At 58.8% G+C, this 17,461-nt stretch carries 16 protein-coding genes and 1 pseudogene; 7 read left to right on the top strand and 10 right to left on the bottom strand.

The features are described from left to right. Position 1 precedes the first annotated feature (1 nt). Together ASD00_RS23605 and ASD00_RS23600 are read left to right on the top strand one after the other, a co-directional pair. Positions 2-2,251, top strand: a complete 2,250-nt coding sequence (locus ASD00_RS23605; protein ID WP_057209344.1) for a heavy metal translocating P-type ATPase — start codon at positions 2-4, stop codon at positions 2,249-2,251. A 186-nt stretch (positions 2,252-2,437) separates the two neighbouring features. After that, positions 2,438-2,737, top strand: a complete 300-nt coding sequence (locus tag ASD00_RS23600; protein ID WP_057209341.1) for a hypothetical protein — start codon at positions 2,438-2,440, stop codon at positions 2,735-2,737. Positions 2,738-3,199: 462 nt separating this feature from the next. Here ASD00_RS23600 and ASD00_RS23595 read toward each other — a convergent pair whose 3' ends face one another. Together ASD00_RS23595 and ASD00_RS23590 are read right to left on the bottom strand one after the other, a co-directional pair. Then, positions 3,200-4,456 carry an arsenic transporter gene (locus ASD00_RS23595; RefSeq protein ID WP_057209337.1) on the bottom strand — a complete coding sequence of 419 codons (1,257 nt, stop codon included), beginning with the start codon at positions 4,454-4,456 and terminating at the stop codon, positions 3,200-3,202. A 128-nt stretch (positions 4,457-4,584) separates the two neighbouring features. Then, the gene (locus ASD00_RS23590; protein WP_057209334.1) at positions 4,585-5,034 is read right to left on the bottom strand and encodes a MerR family transcriptional regulator; all 450 of its coding nucleotides are present in this window, start codon (positions 5,032-5,034) and stop codon (positions 4,585-4,587) included. A 78-nt stretch (positions 5,035-5,112) separates the two neighbouring features. Between ASD00_RS23590 and ASD00_RS23585 the strand changes: the two genes are divergently transcribed. Beyond that, positions 5,113-6,156 carry an SDR family oxidoreductase gene (locus tag ASD00_RS23585; protein WP_057209332.1) on the top strand — a complete coding sequence of 348 codons (1,044 nt, stop codon included), beginning with the start codon at positions 5,113-5,115 and terminating at the stop codon, positions 6,154-6,156. A gap of 289 nt (positions 6,157-6,445) precedes the next feature. Here the strand turns inward: ASD00_RS23585 and ASD00_RS23580 are convergent, their stop codons facing one another. The 4 genes and pseudogenes from ASD00_RS23580 to ASD00_RS39175 form a co-directional block, all read right to left on the bottom strand. Beyond that, entirely contained in the window at positions 6,446-6,727 is a 282-nt protein-coding gene (locus ASD00_RS23580) for a hypothetical protein (protein WP_057209328.1), read from the bottom strand. 8 nt (positions 6,728-6,735) lie between these two features. Further along, positions 6,736-7,035 carry a DUF982 domain-containing protein gene (locus tag ASD00_RS23575; protein ID WP_057209325.1) on the bottom strand — a complete coding sequence of 100 codons (300 nt, stop codon included), beginning with the start codon at positions 7,033-7,035 and terminating at the stop codon, positions 6,736-6,738. Positions 7,036-7,101: 66 nt separating this feature from the next. Next, entirely contained in the window at positions 7,102-7,578 is a 477-nt protein-coding gene (locus ASD00_RS23570; RefSeq protein WP_057209322.1) for an Hsp20 family protein, read from the bottom strand. Between the two features lie 222 nt (positions 7,579-7,800). Further along, a pseudogene (locus tag ASD00_RS39175) lies at positions 7,801-8,054 on the bottom strand (aspartate-semialdehyde dehydrogenase). Between the two features lie 289 nt (positions 8,055-8,343). Between ASD00_RS39175 and ASD00_RS23565 the strand changes: the two are divergent. Further along, a complete protein-coding gene (locus tag ASD00_RS23565) occupies positions 8,344-8,616 on the top strand; it encodes a hypothetical protein (RefSeq protein WP_057209320.1) in 273 nt (90 codons plus the stop codon). 191 nt (positions 8,617-8,807) lie between these two features. On the opposite strand, the gene ASD00_RS23560 is transcribed toward ASD00_RS23565, so the two are convergent. Next, positions 8,808-9,977: a zinc-dependent alcohol dehydrogenase gene (locus ASD00_RS23560; protein ID WP_057209317.1), complete on the bottom strand. Its 1,170-nt coding sequence runs from the start codon at positions 9,975-9,977 to the stop codon at positions 8,808-8,810. A 451-nt stretch (positions 9,978-10,428) separates the two neighbouring features. After that, positions 10,429-11,184, bottom strand: a complete 756-nt coding sequence (locus ASD00_RS23555) for an SDR family oxidoreductase (RefSeq protein ID WP_057209315.1) — start codon at positions 11,182-11,184, stop codon at positions 10,429-10,431. Between the two features lie 872 nt (positions 11,185-12,056). Between ASD00_RS23555 and ASD00_RS23550 the strand changes: the two genes are divergently transcribed. The 3 genes from ASD00_RS23550 to ASD00_RS23540 all read left to right on the top strand — a co-directional run bounded on the left by ASD00_RS23550 (position 12,057) and on the right by ASD00_RS23540 (position 15,222). Beyond that, entirely contained in the window at positions 12,057-12,884 is an 828-nt protein-coding gene (locus ASD00_RS23550; RefSeq protein ID WP_057209312.1) for a transporter substrate-binding domain-containing protein, read from the top strand. Positions 12,885-12,947: 63 nt separating this feature from the next. Continuing rightward, positions 12,948-14,228, top strand: a complete 1,281-nt coding sequence (locus ASD00_RS23545; protein ID WP_107027287.1) for an FAD-binding oxidoreductase — start codon at positions 12,948-12,950, stop codon at positions 14,226-14,228. Positions 14,229-14,250: 22 nt separating this feature from the next. Then, on the top strand, positions 14,251-15,222 hold the full coding sequence (locus ASD00_RS23540) for an amino acid ABC transporter permease (protein ID WP_057209309.1): 972 nt from the start codon (positions 14,251-14,253) through the stop codon (positions 15,220-15,222). Between the two features lie 266 nt (positions 15,223-15,488). Here the strand turns inward: ASD00_RS23540 and ASD00_RS23535 are convergent, their stop codons facing one another. Beyond that, complete coding sequence (locus ASD00_RS23535) at positions 15,489-16,301, bottom strand: PfkB family carbohydrate kinase (protein ID WP_057209384.1); 813 nt, start codon at positions 16,299-16,301, stop codon at positions 15,489-15,491. Positions 16,302-16,383: 82 nt separating this feature from the next. After that, positions 16,384-17,397, bottom strand: a complete 1,014-nt coding sequence (locus tag ASD00_RS23530) for an SIS domain-containing protein (RefSeq protein ID WP_057209306.1) — start codon at positions 17,395-17,397, stop codon at positions 16,384-16,386. Positions 17,398-17,461 lie beyond the last annotated feature (64 nt).

Genomic DNA, 17,461 nt, shown 5'->3' with positions numbered 1-17,461 from the left:
CATGGCTTGCTGCTCGTTCGCTGATATTTGTCCAGACAAGGATGCGGTTCGCTCTCGTGGCGAGGAAATATTCCTGGCAAGCCGGGGTGTTGGAAATGGACTTCGACAGGTAACCCTTTCTACACCTGAGGTGCATTGCGCAGGTTGTATCGCAAAGATCGAACGGGCGTTGGGCGACCTCCAAGCTGTTGAATCCGCGCGCGTGAACCTGTCACGAAGACGCGTCACAGTCAGTTGGGACAGCGAAAAGGCCCAATGCCCCGATTTCATCGGGGCGTTAGCCAGGGCGGGCTATTCTGCTCACATCGTCACTGATGTGTCCGCCGATGAATCCTTGTCGTCGTTCTTGGTAGCGCTTGCGGTTGCCGGCTTTTGCTCAATGAATATCATGATCCTCTCTGTTTCGGTCTGGTCAGGGGCAGATCCAGCAACACGAAACGCATTTCACATGATTTCCGCTGGTTTGGCCCTTCCGGCTGTCTTCTACTCCGGCAGGATTTTCTATGCATCCGCATGGAGGGCGCTGCGGAGCGGACAGACCAACATGGATGTACCTATCAGTGTCGGCATCATCCTCGCTTTCATCCTCAGTTTGTACGATACCTTTACAGGCGCGCGACATGTTTATTTCGATGCCAGCGTGTCGCTCATCTTCGTCCTCCTGGCTGGCAGGACCCTGGATCAAATGATGCGGGGCAAGGTACGTTCCGCGATCGAGGATCTTCAAAAACTCATACCGATGGGCGCCAACGTCGCGCATGAGGATGGGACGTTTTCTTACACCCCACTCGAGGAAGTTCAGCCGGGAATGCGCCTGCTTGTCCGGTCAGGCGATCGCGTACCGGTCGACGCCGTTGTGCACGAGGGAGGAACCGAAATCGACTCGTCCTTAGTGTCAGGGGAAAGTCGATGGAGGTCCGTCGACGTGGGCGCAACGTTGTCAGCGGGCGTACTGAACGCTGGTAGCCCAATCCTGGTTGTTGCGACCAAAAATGCCGGCGACTCATTTTTAGCAGAAATGGCACGCATGGTGGACGCGGCCGAGAGCGCTCGAACAAACTACAGGCGCGTGGCGGATCGCGCCGCAGCCTTGTATTCGCCGGTGGTCCACTCCATTGCCGCAATCACGCTTGCTGGCTGGTTGTACGTCTCGGGAGACCTTCACCAAGCCGTCACAACTGCGATCGCGGTTCTGATCATCACCTGCCCATGCGCACTTGGATTGGCGGTTCCCATGGTCCAGGTCGTCGCAACACGGCGGCTTTTCGAACGGGGCATCATGGTGAGGGACGGTTCTGCCCTGGAACGGGTATGCCACGCGCGCACCGTGTTGTTCGACAAGACAGGAACGCTGACGCTTGGCCTACCTCAGTTGGTCAAGGCCGAGCAAATACCTGCCGGCGCTCTTGGAATTGCAACCAGCCTTGCGCAGCTTTCAAACCATCCCGTCGCGCGAGCAGTTGCCGATGCGGGTACGCGCGCGGGTTCGAAGCCGGAAGTATTCGACAGTGTAGACGAAATTCACGGTCTTGGTATCGAAGGGCGCAGGCACGGGCAGACCTACCGTTTGGGCCGAGCATCCTGGGCAACGAACCTTCCGGACTTTTCACGAGACTTCGATGGGACCGCTTCGGTGCTCACCAGAGACGATCAGATACTTGCCGTCTTCGAATTTGAGGACGTCGTCCGACCAGGAGCGTCAGAGCTGGTTCAAACACTGAGGGCGGGTGGGACCTCGCTCGGTATTGTCTCGGGAGATAATAAACGTGCCGTATCTCGCGTTGCAAACCGTCTCGGTATTGAAAGATACAGCGCGGAGCTGCTCCCAGCTGACAAGGTTGCCGCGATAAGGGCTCTCCAATCCTCATCAGATAAAGTCGTGATGGTTGGCGATGGGTTAAATGACGCCCCTGCCCTCGCCGCAGCCGATGTTTCGATCGCGCCATCAACGGCCTCGGACATTGGCCGAAACCATGCTGACTTCATATTCCTGGGCGATAATCTGTTGGCTGTGCGAGACATTATCGAGACCGCCAAACGAGCAAACGATCTTGTCCGCCAAAATTTCGGTTTCGCGGTGGCCTATAACGTCGTCAGTATTCCGTTTGCGATTGCGGGAAGCGTCACGCCGCTAGCAGCAGCGATTGCAATGTCGTTGTCGTCGGTTCTTGTCGTTTGCAATTCCATGCGGTTAGCTAGCCCGATATTTCGCTGGGAACAATGGAGCGGCCACCCCGCCGTGATATCATGAGTTATCTGGTGGTTCTCATACCCGTGGCACTCCTTATGGGCCCAGTCGGCCTGTGTGCTGACAGTTCAGCAGTTCAGCGATTTGGACGGTGCAGCGGCGCGAATCCTCTTGAACGACGGCGAGGGTCGCCGGCGATACAAGGGCGTTTCGCAAGTGGGCAATTGAAGCGGCGATAGGGAGTGGAAAATGGAGCAAGGCGCAGAAAACGAACATCCGCCGATTGATGACACCGCACGTTCAACAATGATCGATCCGTCGGAAACGGTGACGGGCTTCGCAATTATGCTTGGCATTGTGGGTGCCGTTTTGGGGCTGGCGGCAGGGATTTACGTGCAGGCCGCGTCCGGCGTCCTGCCTGCACTGCTGAACGCCTTCATCGCAGTTCTTGCGGGCGGTTCCGCAGGCGCGGTTACAGGTGGAACTTTGGGAGCGGTTCTGGGCGTCGTCCGGGGCCGCCGCGTACCAAAGGCCATTGAGCAACCTTGAGCCGAATGGCCATCCATAAGCCTAGGTCGGCTTGACGGAGCGACGGCTCTTGATGCGTCGCGGCGAAGTGATGGGGCGTGATCCTCGCCCGGCTCGATCGAAAAGCCGAGATCGGCGGCAAGCAAAACACCGCCAAGCCCGGCGACACATCCTGACAGACCAGCTGATTGCTACTGCCTCAGCGACAGTCGGCGCTCTTTTGAGAGTGAGGCTCCACCTGCCCACCAGCTGACAACAATCCAGGGCGGCGCTTTCCAGGCTACGAGCAGCATGAACCCTGTCAGCGCTAAACCGTAAGGATCGAGCACAGCATTGGCCCGCACAGGGCTGTAGAGAGTCGACATTTCGCCCAACATCAGCATCAAATCAGCCTCATGCGGCTCGCCTCTAGTCTACCCCTCGCTACCTACGAGAGCGCAGGATTGTTGCCAAGCGACCTGCAGCAAAGCCTGGCCACTATGATCACTGGATCGCGAGGACGGCCAACGAAGCAGCGAGCGCGGGCACCATCACGACAAAGCCAGTCTTCATGAATGCCCAGGCTCCGATCTGAAGTCCCTCGCGGCGAAGCGCGGTTAGCCAAAGTATCGTCGCAAGCGATCCGGTGACGGAGAGGTTGGGACCAAGATCGACGCCGATCAGCACCGCGCCGGCAATCTTATCGGACGCGTGTGCCAACTGAACGGCGCTTCCAGCGACAATCCCCGCGGGCAGATTGTTGACGAGATTGGACGTCAGAGCCACGACTGCGCCCGCAGCAGCTGCGGTCTGTGCCGGAGAGGCCGATGCCTGGTCGGAAAGATACTGCGCGAGATGATCAATCAGTCCTGTTCGGTTCAATGCCTCAACAACGACGAACAAGCCGGCGACCAGAGGCAGCACACTCCACGAAACATCTTTCAGCGTCTCGATAGCGCTTTTTCGCGTGATCAGCAGAACTGCGGCGGTTGTCACACAACCGGCGAGAAACGTAGGGAGACCGAGATCGAAATGCAGCGCCGATGCGCCAAGCAGTATGACGGCCGTCCCGCACAAAGCAAAACCAGCAAGCTTCGCACTGAAGGATAATGGCACGGCCTGTACATTGGACGCGACGCCATCAGCCGCAATGACCGAGCGTTGCGTCCAGTACAGTGCGAGAAATGTGACGATGATGGAGGCGAGAGAAGGCTGTGCGAAGTAGGCGAACCAACGCGATAGTGGCGGCATGTCCCCGCCTCCGAAAATCACCAGGTTGGCCGGATTGGAGATGGGAAGGACAAAGCTTGCAGCGTTGGCGATGAAAGCGCAGATAAGGAGATAGGGCATAGGGTCCCTCACCTTCGCTGCCCGGCAGGCCACATAGACTGCAGGAGTGAGCACGACCGCTGTAGCGTCGTTCGACAGGAATACGGTCACAACAACTCCGACCGCGTAGATCAGGACAAACATGCGTTTGGGCGATCCCTTGGCGTGGGTGGTGGCGATCGAAGCCAGCCAGTCGAACAGCCCCTCCTGACGAGCGAGCTCGGAGAGCAACATCATGCCAATTAGAAACAGATAGACATCGGTACCTTTTGCAATACCAGCCCAGGCATCGGTCGGACCGATAAGCCCAAACCCAACAAGCAGAACCGCGCCGAGCATCGCCCATATTGATTCCGACCAGGCAAAGGGCCGTGTAATCACCCCGAGTGCGGTCAAGCCAGCTATGCCCCAGGTCATGGTCAATGCGTTCATCGTGTTTCCAAATTAGATTTCGGAGGCTGCAACAGCAGGAAAGAAGGGCGGTATATCCGCAATCGCTCACCGAAAAAAGGCCCGTGGAAATGCGCTGCCCTGAGTTGGGGTAGCCAACCTGTCCGGAATCAATCCGCGTCTGAAGAAGTGCAGCTGAAGCCGGAAACCGGGCGCTGGATTAGGCAAAGCGTGTCATCGGTAAATCGGGGTTCATCGCCCGGCTTGCCGCATACGACCCAGTCGCGCTTCGCCCGCAGGTAATTGGTCAGCTCGGCCAATTGGGTTGCCTTCTGCTCAAGCTTGACGAGCTGGACGTTCATGATCTCGATTTCCCGCGCCGGCGATAAACCCTCGCGTTGCAGTTCCGTAGCAATCTCCGCGATCTCCTTGAGTGGCAGACCCAGTGATTGTGCGAAACGGATCATCCGAACCGTCGAGGCGTCCCGGTCGCTGAAGATCTGATAGGGATTGCGACCACCTTGGGCACCGAGTTGCGGCGTGAGCAGACCTTTGCGGACGTAAAATCGGACAGTGTCCTGGCTCAACCCTGTCCGCTGGGCGAATTCTCCGATCAGCATATTTCACCCCTCAAGCTCTTGACCATGGACCTTAGTCCAGCCTTATACGAGGTGTTCCCTCAAATATGGAACACTTTCATGCTGAACTATCCCAATAATGATTCCCATGCGCCGACTGCCTTCGTGACGGGCGCAACCGGCCTCCTTGGCAACAATCTGGTCCGCGAACTAATCGCCGACGGCTGGAGCGTGCGAGCGCTGGTTCGCTCGCCCGAAAAAGCAACATTGCAGTTTGCCGGGCTGGATTTGGAGATCATCACCGGCGACATGCTCGACGTGCGGGGTTTCGCTGACGCGCTTAAGGGCGTGGACGTGGTTTTCCACACAGCGGCCTATTTCCGCGACTCTTACAAGGGCGGGAGTCATTGGGACGCGCTCTACGCCGCCAATATCGCGGGTACCCGTGGCTTGCTCGATCACGCTTATCGAGCCGGCGTGCGGCGCTTCGTCCATACCAGCTCGGTCGCTGTACTGCGTGGTGCGAAGGGACAGACCATAGACGAGTCCATGTTGCGGGATGAGCGGGATGCCGATGATTATTATCGCAGCAAGATCCTGGCGGACCGCGTGGTGCTCGATTTTCTCGACAAACATCCCGATTTCTGGGCGGCCATGGTGCTACCGGGTTGGATGCACGGGCCTGGGGATATCGGGCCGACCTCGGCTGGCCAGACGGTGCTGGACGTGGCGCTCGAGCGCTTGCCCGGTGTTCCACCCGGCTCCTTCTCGGTGGTCGATGCGCGCGATGTGGCGCGGGCGATGATCCTGGCTAACCGCCGGGGGCAACGGGGCGAACGTTACCTTGCCGCCGGACAGCATATGACCATGACCGATTTGTTGCCCTTGATCGCACAAGCCACCACGGCAAAGGCACCGACGCGCCGCATTCCGCTCATTTTGCTTTACCTGATCGGCGCTGGCAATGAACTCTACGCTCGGATAACTGGCAAGCCGGTCCTCTTGAGTTGGGCCATGGCGAAAACGGTGGCAGCGGAGAATGATCGCTCTCGCTATGATTGTGCGAAGAGCACACGAGAATTGGGTCTGGAGTTCCGGCCGGTGATCGAGACCCTGCGTGATGAAGTGGCTTGGTTCCGTACGCACGGCTTCTTGCCTAGCTGAAACGTTCGGTGAGAAGGCCCGCATGCGAGTCCATCGGCAAGATGGTGCCGAGGTGCAAGGGCAATGCGCCGATCATTTACGCTCGCCAGCCAATGGTGGTCCCGATCTACTCGAGGACCCACCCCACGCTGGCGGGCGTCACCTCTCATGTGATAGGGCATCAAAGTGAACAGGATCGGGGACGTTTCTTCGACCGCCACCGCGTGCTCAGGTTTCGGGTTGGCCAGCACCCGACGGCAGAGCTGCGAGCCCTTCCTCGTCGCTACTGGCTCCCCTCCTGGAAATGCCGTCAGGCTTGGTAACGACAATCGAGTTCTGCCAAAGCGCGCTGAACCTCGTCAATAGGAACCGGTTCAGGTGTTCCCGGAATTTGACGCAGGGCCGGTTGTGAGTCTATCGCGTAATAGTCCGAAGCCCAGGCAGCGAGGATCGCGCGCTTGTCATCGACAGAAAGTGCAGGTGCCATCACAACGTCGATTGGCCGTTGAAACGCCAGACCTTGCAAGGCCAGAACTGTTGGTCCTTTCGTCATCGCATTGTTGACCGCGTTTTCCAGAGTCTTGTGTATCATTGGGCCACTCAACGCACGTGCGGATCTCTATCGCGCGGCAGGCGAAACGCAACGATGGATTTGGTGTCCGGCGTCAGCATATCATGTTTCTCTGCAAAGGCGGCGAACAAGCCACGCGCGGTCTCTGCTTCTATCTCGCCGCGAAGCGCGGCTCCACATGCCCTTAACGCAACAGAATGTGCCGTGTCTCTGAGTGACGTCGGACACTCGGAGAGATAGCGGTAGGCCTCGAGGACGCTGCGAACCTCTGCGGGAAAACCGAGGCCAACGAGAATGGATACGGGCGCTTTGAACATATCGGGTTTCATCGTCTCTCTCCTTCCTGACCCGAAGTGTCATAGGGCGCCGACGCATCGGCGCCCCCTCACAGCTTCTCAAGCAGCCCTGTCCGCTTTGATTTGTGCCGGAGCGGCTGATGGCGCCAGAGATTGTTCACTCTGGATGGAGATTTTCCTCGGCTTCAGTGCCTCCGGGATTTCTCGAACGAGATCGATGGACAGAAGACCGTTCTTCAGATCCGCGCCAGTCACCTTGACATGGTCGGCAAGCTCAAACCGGTGTTCAAACGGGCGGCCGGCAATGCCACGATGCAGATAGCCGTCCGTGGAAGGTTCCTGCCTCTTGCCGGTCACGGCCAGCAGGTTGGACTGAAAGGTCAAGTCAAGATCGTCCTGCGCGAAGCCGGCCACTACGATCGAAATCCGGTAGCTGTCCTCGCCGGTCTTGACGATGTCATAGGGCGGCCAGTCGCTGATCGAGCGGCCGCGCTGCGCATCTTCCAAAAGATTGAAGATCCGGTCGAAGCCGATGCTCGAGCGGAACAGCGGTGCGTAGTCGTAAGATGTTGCCATAGCCATATCCTCCTTGAGCAACATGGGTACGGAAGCGCCGAAAGACGGGGCTCCCAGCAAAGCCAGCCCTGATCGCAGCGGCCGGCGACAATTGATCTGGTTTTCGCGAATTTCGGATTCAAGAGCGATGGCTGGGAAAATTTTCGGCCTTCAGACCAGCGGTAAATCTCTGGTTTCCCGATCAAGCTCATCGATCCTCGAGAGCACATGGCCAGGGAGTAACTAATTCCGTTCAAGCCCGATCAGACGCTGATACGAATAGCGGACAGAGTGCAGCGGACCTTCAAGATTGGCCTGCCAGAAGTCGAGGAACCTATGCAATTGCGGGAAATCGGGAGCCAAATCGTAGTCCTGCCAGACATGGGCCTGCAGGACGGATTCGAAATCGGAATGCGATAGAGGATATGCGCAGTGGTGAGACCATAACCGTTAAGCTGGTAATCGAGATCCGATGAACGGGCGTCATAGAAACCAATTCCGGGCAGAGCATGAAATCCTCCATTCGCATCTACACACCGGATGAAAAAAGAACCCAAGAAAACTTGACGCCGACAAGGCGAAATTTCAAGACGCCGCATAGTGGATCGATTGACTTTGGAGTGATGAGCAAGTCGGGACCGGATGCACAGCTACACCACCGGTTCGATGGTCTGCGCTTCCAGCATCGTGGACCATCGCCGCAATTGATTGGTCGGGCACCTGATTTTCCCGATCCTCCACGAGCCTCATTAGCTTAGGAACAATGCTGCTTTCGGGAAGTTGGGCGTGATCACTCTCGCGTTTGAAAGGCTTCTCATGACGATCATGGTGAGGGAGATGAAGGTCAAAGACATCATGCCGGACCTGAGGACATGGGCCCGCGGGATGTGCTCCAATCCGACTTCAGCAGCGGCCCTGGTAGAGGAAACGTTGGACCTAGCTCTTGAGGATTTTGACATCTTCATCCTCTCACGGGATCAAAGGTTATGGCTCTTCAAACTGATGCAGGACATTCAATGCGGCCGCCGCATGCCTCGAACGTCGTTTGCTACCGATTGACGACCCGCGCCGACCGGACCCTTGGAACCCGAAAGCGCGCCGCCATTGCCGCGCAAATCGGGAAGTAGCGTCATTATAGATCATAACCTTATTGCTCCTCGGGCCAGGACGATCGACGATCACGGTCGAAGTGGCTTTAGCGCAGGCCTTCTTGCGCGTTCTGCCAGGTGCCACCGCCATGGTCTTTGGCTTTAGGGCTTAAGGACGACCTTGATGCAGCCGTCCTGCTTGTCGCGGAAGGTCTTGTAGAGGTCAGGTCCCTTTTCCAAGGACGCTCGGTGGGTGATGATGAAGGAGGGATCGATCTCACCCTTTTCGATGCGCTCCATCAACAGCGGCAGATAACGCTGGACAGGCGTCTGCGCCATCTTGAAGGTCAAACCCCGATTGATGGCTGATCCCATGGGAATCTTGTCAAGGAACCCTCCATAAACCCCGACGATGGAGACAGTGCCAAAGTTTCGACAGCAATGGATTGCCTGGCGTAGCACATGAGGCCGGTCCGTACCCATGAAGGTTGCCACTTTGATCCGGTCGATGCGCGAATCCCAACTCGCGGCCGCATCAGCCTCTGTGCCCACGGCATCGATGCAGGAATCAGCACCCCGGCCATTGGTCAACTCCATGACCCGGTCGTAGATATCCTTGTCCATGAAATCGAGTATGATGGCGCCTGACCGCTCTGCTAAGGCAAGCCGCTCAGGCACTGTATCGATGGCGATGACCCGGCCGGCACCCAAGATAAAGGCCGATTTGATTGCCATCTGCCCAACCGGGCCGCAACCCCAAATCGCGATCGTGTCACCTGGCAGAATGTCGCAGAAGTCCGCTGCCATGTAGCCGGTCGGGAAAATATCGGAAAGAAACAAGACTTGCTCATCGGTCAATTCATCCGGCACCTTGATTGGCCCTACGTCGGCATAGGGCACACGTAGATATTCAGCCTGCCCGCCGCTATATCCGCCCAAAAGATGGGTGTAACCAAACAGCCCCGCCGGTGAGTTTCCCCACATCTTTGTGACCTTGGCGCGATCTGGATTGCTTCTCTCGCAGCCGGAAAAGAACCCGCGTTTGCAAAAAAAGCATTCACCGCAGGAGATCGTAAAGGGAACAACGACACGGTCGCCCACTTTCAATTTGCTATTGTCCTTGCCGACCTCGACGACCTCGCCCATGGTTTCGTGCCCCATGATATCGCCACTGTGCATGTCCGGCATCACGCCATTGAACAGATGCAGGTCGGAGCCGCAAATAGCACAGGCCGTGACCTTGATGATGGCATCCCTACCCTCTTGGATTTGTGGGTCAGGCACGCTTTCGCAGCGGATATCGTGTTTGCCATGCCAGGTCAGAGCTTTCATCGGGGCCTCCACAGTTCGAAAGTCTGTGCCCAACCACGCGCAAGCCAATTTGATCCGTTGAGGTCCGGTGAGGTTTGGGGGTCTCTGGCCCACCCGCACGGTTTCCTTCTTTCAGTCACGCGGATCGGTGCTAACGAACCGCAGCGCTCGGGCGGCTTAGGCCGCAACCATTGCGGCCGCACAAGCATCGCGATCCGCGTCGGGCCTTGCCTGGCGCTACATGCAAAGGGCGCGCCGGCCGCCGAAAACCAGGCGTTCGAGATCAAATTGGTTAGATATCGCCTTATAGTGCTTGTCCAGCCAGGCCGGGTGCGCAATCTGTGGCGCGATGGAACGGCTGTACACATCCATTCCGGAAAGAACGCGTTGTACTGCAAGCCAGCCTTTGCCAATGAAACCACCTGTACCGAGATGACCAGTGGCGGGGAGCTCGCGCCCGGGCGCGTCGGCCTCACAACGAGGCTGTGATACCGCCGTCGACGTAGAGGACGTGGCCGTTTACAAAGGAGGAAGCGTCCGAAGACAAAAAGATGCAGGCGCCGACGAGTTCCTCGACCTTGCCCCAGCGACCGGCCGGCGTGCGCTTTTTCAGCCAGGCGGAAAAGGTCGGATCCGCGACGAGGGCGGCGTTCAGCGGCGTGTCGAAATAGCCTGGTGCGATGGCGTTGCATTGCAGACCGTACTTCGCCCAGTCGGCCGCCATGCCTTTGGTCAGGTTGCCGACCGCGCCCTTCGTAGCCGTATAGGGTGCAATGCCAGGGCGAGCGAGCGCTGTTTGCACGCTGGCAATGTTGATAATCTTGCCAGCGCCGCGCTCAATCATGTGGCGCGCAACCGCCTGACCGACGTTGAACACGGTCGAAACATTCGTCTTCAGGAGCCGCTCGAATGCATCGGCCGGAAAATCTTCCAGCGGCATGCGGTGCTGCATTCCGGCATTGTTGACGAGGATGTCGATTGCGCCGACCTCCGCCTCGAAGGTGTCAATGGCCACCCGCACAGCATCATGATCCGTGGCGTCGAACGCAAGTGTATGCCTTGCCCCGAGGCCTTCGGCGGCAGCCTTCAGCTTTTCCTCGTCGCGTCCATTAAGAATGATCTCGGCGCCTGCCGCTGCCAGCCCGTGTGCCAGCGCATGGCCGATGCCCTGCGAGGAGCCCGTAATGAGGGCGCGTTTGCCTGACAGGTCGAAGAGTTGGATGCTCATGGTTCCTCCCAAATGGTTTCGTCGCTTCGCATATCCGCTAAAATCGATCTGCGCCTTCCTCGCCCTTCTCCGAGCCAATATCGAAAGCCTTGAGCGCATCGGGCCGTGGCAGAGTATGGGTGATTAGCGGCTTGACGTCGATCAGGCCGAGCCCCTAGATGCGCGGAAACGGCATGGCCGAGCTTCGGCAGCCATTTACCCGGTCGCGCCCGTCCTTGGTATCCCACGCGATCGCCTCTAACGGTGGCGCTTGCTCACTTGGCATCCTTTAGGCCCAATCGAGCTCGCCTGATAGTCACACTTGTGCACGGTCTGGCAAAGCAGGGTTTGAGACGCGGCGCGCAGGTTTCGCTTTGCATGAACCTTGGATAACGACGCAGATCACTTCTTGGCGGAAAAAGCCGGCGCAAGGTGAATGCCAAGACACCGATCAGAACGGATAATAATCGAAGGCTTACCGCCGCGAGAGATCAGAGATTGAATTGCCGGTTCAAGTGAGCGCCATCCTGGCCTCGTCGTGATGTCGCCCGGGCCCGTTCGGCCTCACCGGTTGTTTGACGAGCGCATCCAGGATGCGATGAAATTGGAGATTGATCTCCTTGATCTTGAATCTCCTCGGAGACCGCGGCTGACTTTCGCGTTCCTCGGCCCCAAATGGCAAAAGTGACCGTCACGGCCAAAGCTCTGGGACGATTTCGAATGCTGCTTCTTTAGGTTGCCACTCATCACGGAAAGATATGATTCCATCTGAACCTTTCATGATTTCGTCGGCTCGACGGCCTTGACTCGAGAATACAAGCACTGACACATTCGGTTGTCAGACATCTTACATAACAGGGGATCATGGCTGACGGATCGAATAGGAGGATCATGTGAGGAAGCTCTTTGTACGATTGGCCGTAGGCGCCGCATTCGTCGCCGCGGCCGCGTCTGCCCATGCCGGGCAGACGCTCGACCGCGTTATGGAAAAAAAGGCAATGGTCGTCGCCACCAACAGCGGCTGGCCACCCCAGAGTTATCTGGACGACAGCAACGAGATGGTCGGCTTCGATATCGATGTCTCCCGCGAAATCGCTAAGCGCCTCGGCGTCGAAGTGAGCTTCGAGACGCCAGACTGGGCAACGCTGACCGGCGGCCGCTGGCAAGGACGCTACGATCTCGGCGTCGGTTCTGTAACGCCGACCAAAGCGCGCGCGCAGGTCATCGATTTTGTCGGCATCTACTACTACAGCCCCTATGTCTATGTCGTGCACAAGGACAGTGACGCGAAGTCAGTTGCTGACCTCAACGGCAAAGTCATCGGCGTCGAGACCGCGACGACGTCGGAAGACTTCATCAACCGCCGACTGGAAATCGACGCGCCTGGCCTGCCGCCGATCGAATACAAACTGGAGCCGGGCGAAGTGCGAACCTTTGCCGATTCCATGCTGCCGTTCGACGATCTTCGGCTTGGTAGCGGCGTGCGCCTCGACGCGGTGATCGCGCCTGAGCAAACGGCCCTCAATGCCATCAAGAATGGCTATCCGCTCCGCAGCCTGGAAGGTGAATATGCCTTCCGCGAGCCGCTCGTCGTGATCGCTGAAAAAGTCGATCCGGAGTGGACGGCAAAGGTCGGCAGCATCATCGAGGAGATGAAGAAGGACGGCACTCTCAGCACGTTGACGACCAAGTGGTACGGCAAGGACTACAGCACGGACTGACGACATGGCGGCGTGGGCCGATCTGTCTCACGCCGCACTAAGCATCTGGGGGAGCCGGACAGCATGACATATCCTGATACCTATTATAAACGCACCATGGTAGATCTGACTGCGCGTCCTTCGCTGTCAAACTCGAACGATTGCGACGTCGTGATCGTCGGCGGCGGCCTCGCGGGGCTGTCGACGGCCCTGCAACTGGCGCGAGCCGGCAAAAGCGTTACGGTTCTGGAAGCCGAAAGCGTTGGTTACGGCGCATCCGGCCGAAATGGCGGCTTCGTCAGCCCGGGCTATGCAACCGACGGCGACGAAATCGCGCGTATCACCGGCGAAGAAGCAGCCCGTAGTCTCCATCTGCTGTCGATCGAAGGCATGGAGTTCATCCGCGAAAACATCCGCGACCTATCGATCGATGACGCTCAGCCGCAACCCGGCCTGATGAGCGTGCTGCGCTACGACAATGCTGCAAGCCTCAAGGCCTATGCGGAAGACACCAGCCGGCGCTATGGCTACGAACTCGAATTCATGAATCGCGAAGCGGTCCGCGCGACCCTCAAGTCAGACCGGTATTTCCAGGCATTGCGCAACGGCAATGCGTTCCACATGCACCCGCTGAACTATCTGCGCGCTATCGCCCGCGAAATCGAACGCCTTGGCGGCCGCATCTGCGAAATGTCAGCGGTACAATCCGTGGACCTGGCAGGCGCCCAGAAGCGGGTGAAAACCGCAGGTGGACACGTGACCGCCCGCGATGTCGTCTTCACGACAGGTGGTTACACCGGATCGCTCAACGGAAAATTGAAGCGCTCTTTCCTGCCGATTGCAACATACGTCATGGTCAGCGAGGATGCACCAGATCTTATCGCATCGGCGATCGCAACGAAGGATGCCATCGGCGACAACCGGCGCGCGGGCGACTACTACCGCGTGATCGATGGCGGCCGGCGCCTCTTGTGGGGCGGTCGCATCACCACTCGCGCAGCCTCGAGCGACGCGCTCGTGCGCGAACTGCGGGCCGAAATGGTCGGCACCTATCCGCAACTCGCCGGGTTGAAGACCGAAATTGCCTGGTCCGGCCTGATGTCCTACGCCCGCCATTTGATGCCCCAGATCGGGCGCATGAGCCCCGGTGTGTGGTATTGCACTGCCTTCGGCGGGCACGGCCTCAACACGACGGCGATCGGCGGCAAGGTCATCGCCGAAGGCATTCTCGGTGAGACAGAACGCTACAAGCTCTATGAACCGTTCGGCCTCGTCTGGGCGGGCGGGCTTGCCGGGCTTGCCGTCGCCCAGCTCACTTATTGGAAGCTCCAGGCACAGGATTGGTGGCGCGAGCGCGCCGCCTGAGAAGACGGGAAAGGTCTAAACCATGATCGGTCGATTGATACTAATCTATCCCGAGGCCTCGCGCCGTGCCGGAGCGCTGCTGATCCTCACCCTGGTGGTCCTTGCGCTCTATATGCTCGGTGTCAGCTCCGCCTGGATCGGCCATGTCTTGCCCGCCACGGCCGGTTGGCTTGGCGAAAACCCCACCATGGGACGGCTGGCTTCGTCTCTCCTGATCGCGCTCATCGTTGCCGCCAACTGGAAGGCATTGCGTCAGCTGTCACGGCGCCAGCAGGTGGTCGGCGTCTGGCTTGAGCTTTTCGTTCTTCTGATGCTCTTCTTCTACTCGTTCGATCTGTCCTTCGCGTTCATCGCCAAGAAGATCGGCTTTCTCATTTCACAGGGCGTGGTGACGACGCTCTACATTTCCGCGATCTCCATCGTGATCGCGACGGTCATCGCGTTGGCGGGCGCAATCGCCAAGTTGTCCAGCAACGGTGTCATCTACGGCCTCGCCACCTTCTACACCTCGCTGTTTCGCGGCCTGCCGCTGCTGATGCAGATCTACATCATCTATCTCGGCCTGCCACAGGTCGGCTATGTGATCGGCGCGGTGCCTGCCGGGATCCTGGCGCTTTCGCTGTGCTACGGCGCCTACATGACGGAAATCTTCCGCGCCGGCATCCAGAGCATTTCACGCGGCCAAACGGAAGGCGCCACCGCGCTCGGGCTCAGCCCCAACCAGACCCTGGCGCTCGTAATCCTGCCGCAGGCGATGCGTGTCATCATTCCTCCGACCGGAAACCAGTTCATCGCCATGCTGAAGGACTCCTCACTCGTCTCCGTAGTCGGCGTCTGGGAAATCATGTATCTCGCCCGCACCCAGGGCCAGACGGAGTTCCGTCACATCGAGATGCTGATCACCGCTTCGATGATCTATTGGATCCTTTCGATCGGCCTGGAATACGCCCAGTCTCGCATCGAGGAACGTTTCGGCCGCTTCAATGCCCGTTGATGCGCCCGCCCACGACCCGCGGCGGCGCATCCATCGTGCCGCCGAACAGCCGTGGATCTTCTTGTTGTTGCCCTCGCGATCTTCTCCGCCCACTGGTGCCATCGTGAAGGTCATGGCATGGGGGGTTGCCGGCGCCTAAGGCGACCTTTCTTGTAACCGCCGCCGTCCTCGTGGCACTGTAAATCCAGTCTTTCGCAATCGGCCGAAGGCTGCGGCTGTTACCGCGCCAGCCTGGTGTCCCCGTCTGGCGTGCATCGCCCGACCCGTCAGAGCGGCTGCGGCACCTGCGGAAAACCGCCAACATGCATGCAGGTCATTGCGGCCTGATCGCGCCCGGCCGCAAGGCAATCAGGCAGCGGCAGACTTGCAACACGGGCTGCGAGAAAGCCGGCAACGAAGCTGTCGCCGGCACCGGTCGTGTCGACCACCTCGACCGGCCGGATGCCGATCGAAACAGTTTGTCTTCCATCGCTGACCACGGCTCCCTTGCTGCCTCGGGTAACGACAGCAAGCGGCACGCCGCATTCCAGCAGGCGGCGCAGCAAGTCTTTGGCCGTTGCGTCGTCGTCGCCGGCGGAACCAAAGGCGATCGTCAGACCTTCGGTTCCCAGATTGACGGGATCGGCATTGACGGACACATCCTGGGACACACTGACCCCGGCATCGGCGAGCGTGCGACGCACCACGCCTTCATCGTCCATCCAGCCGAGATGCACGTGATCCATGGTCTTGAGGACAGCAATTTCGTCCGCGTCCGGCTTGTAGCCGGCGCAGACGCCGAAATCCTCGAAAGCGAAGACACGCTCGCCGGAGGGAAGCACGTCTATCTCGGTATAGGCGGTGACGCCGAAACGTTCCTGTATGTGGGTTACGTCGACACCGTTGTCAGCCAGGAGATGTCGCGTTCGCTGTCCGGCCGGATCCGAACCGACGGCACCGAAATAGTGCGAGCCATGGCCGAGCCGGGCGAGCTGTACCGCAACGTTGACAGCGTTGCCGCCAACCAGCGATTGCGAAAGCGGAGGCTGGAACCGGTCTATGCAATTGTCGCCGACGGCGGCGAAGCGGAGGGTTTTCATGCGCATCTCGGGATAGGACGCGGAAGCCGCGAACGCGATGATGCGCATTCGCAGCTCCGGATTATAGCGGCAAGCAGCAATATCAGTAGGCGACGCGCTTGTAGTAACGCCTTGTCGTGAGAGGATGATTGCGCAGGACTTCAAGATGGGCGCTGATGCGCTCCAGCACAGTCGCCATCAGCACCGGCGACACCAGCGCCCGCACATCGGCCGAAACGCCGGGCAGTTCGAACTCGGCAGTGTCGAGAACGGTAAGCTTGTCGGTGTAGCCCGGCGCAAAGTTCTGGACGCGTTCGGCAAGCGGGCGTGCCGCATCCTCACCCTTGAAGAGAATGACACTGACGCCCTTTTCGACGAGTTCGAGCGTGCCATGGAAAAAATCGGACGCATGCACGGGACGGGTGCGGATCCACTGCATCTCCTCGAGGATGCACATGCCGTAATAGAACGCTTCCGGCCAGACGTTCCCGGCGCCGGTAATGATGTGGTAGTCCGAGGCGGCGAGGATCTTGGCAAAGGCCTCTGCCTTGGGCTCATAGGCTCGTTTCACCTCCAACAGCAGCGCCGGCATGCCGGAGAGCTGGCTGACGATCTCGGCGTAATTTTCGATCTCGCCACGATGGTTCAGGATCGCGAGCGCAATGAACAGCGACTGCAGATAGAAGGATTCGCAGGACGTATCGTCCTCGGCAAAGTTGACGAAGACGTGGTCCCCGCCCCTGCCGAGCGGAGTCTCCTGATGGCCGACCAGGGTAACAACTGTCGCGCCGATTTCCTTCAGGCTGGAGAGAAGGGCTACACTTTCCTTCGTCGTCCCGGACAGCGACGGCATGACGACGATCGACTTGTCCGTCAGCTGCGCCGAGCCTGCGAGCACCAGTTCCGCCGGCATGTCGATGAAGGTGGGAAAGCGTGAGCGCTGTTGCAGCAACTGAACTGCAGGCTGCATCAGGATCGCAGCGCCGCCGGTGCCGAGGAAGAAAATGTTCTCTGCGCCGGCCGAAAGACAGGATACGATCACTGTTTCCAGGCGGCTCTGCAGCGCGATTGCGCCGGACTGGATACGCAGGAATCTCTGTTCGTCAAAATTCAGCATGGTTCTGTTCTCGGTGTCTACATGAGATAGTTGTAAGACAACTGACATCATCAGGAATATCTGT

The organism is Ensifer sp. Root31 (assembly GCF_001424825.1).
GTDB lineage: Bacteria > Pseudomonadota > Alphaproteobacteria > Rhizobiales > Rhizobiaceae > Ensifer > Ensifer canadensis.
The sequence above is the reverse complement of the archived record's forward strand: the minus strand, read 5'-3'. Positions and strand labels throughout refer to the sequence as shown.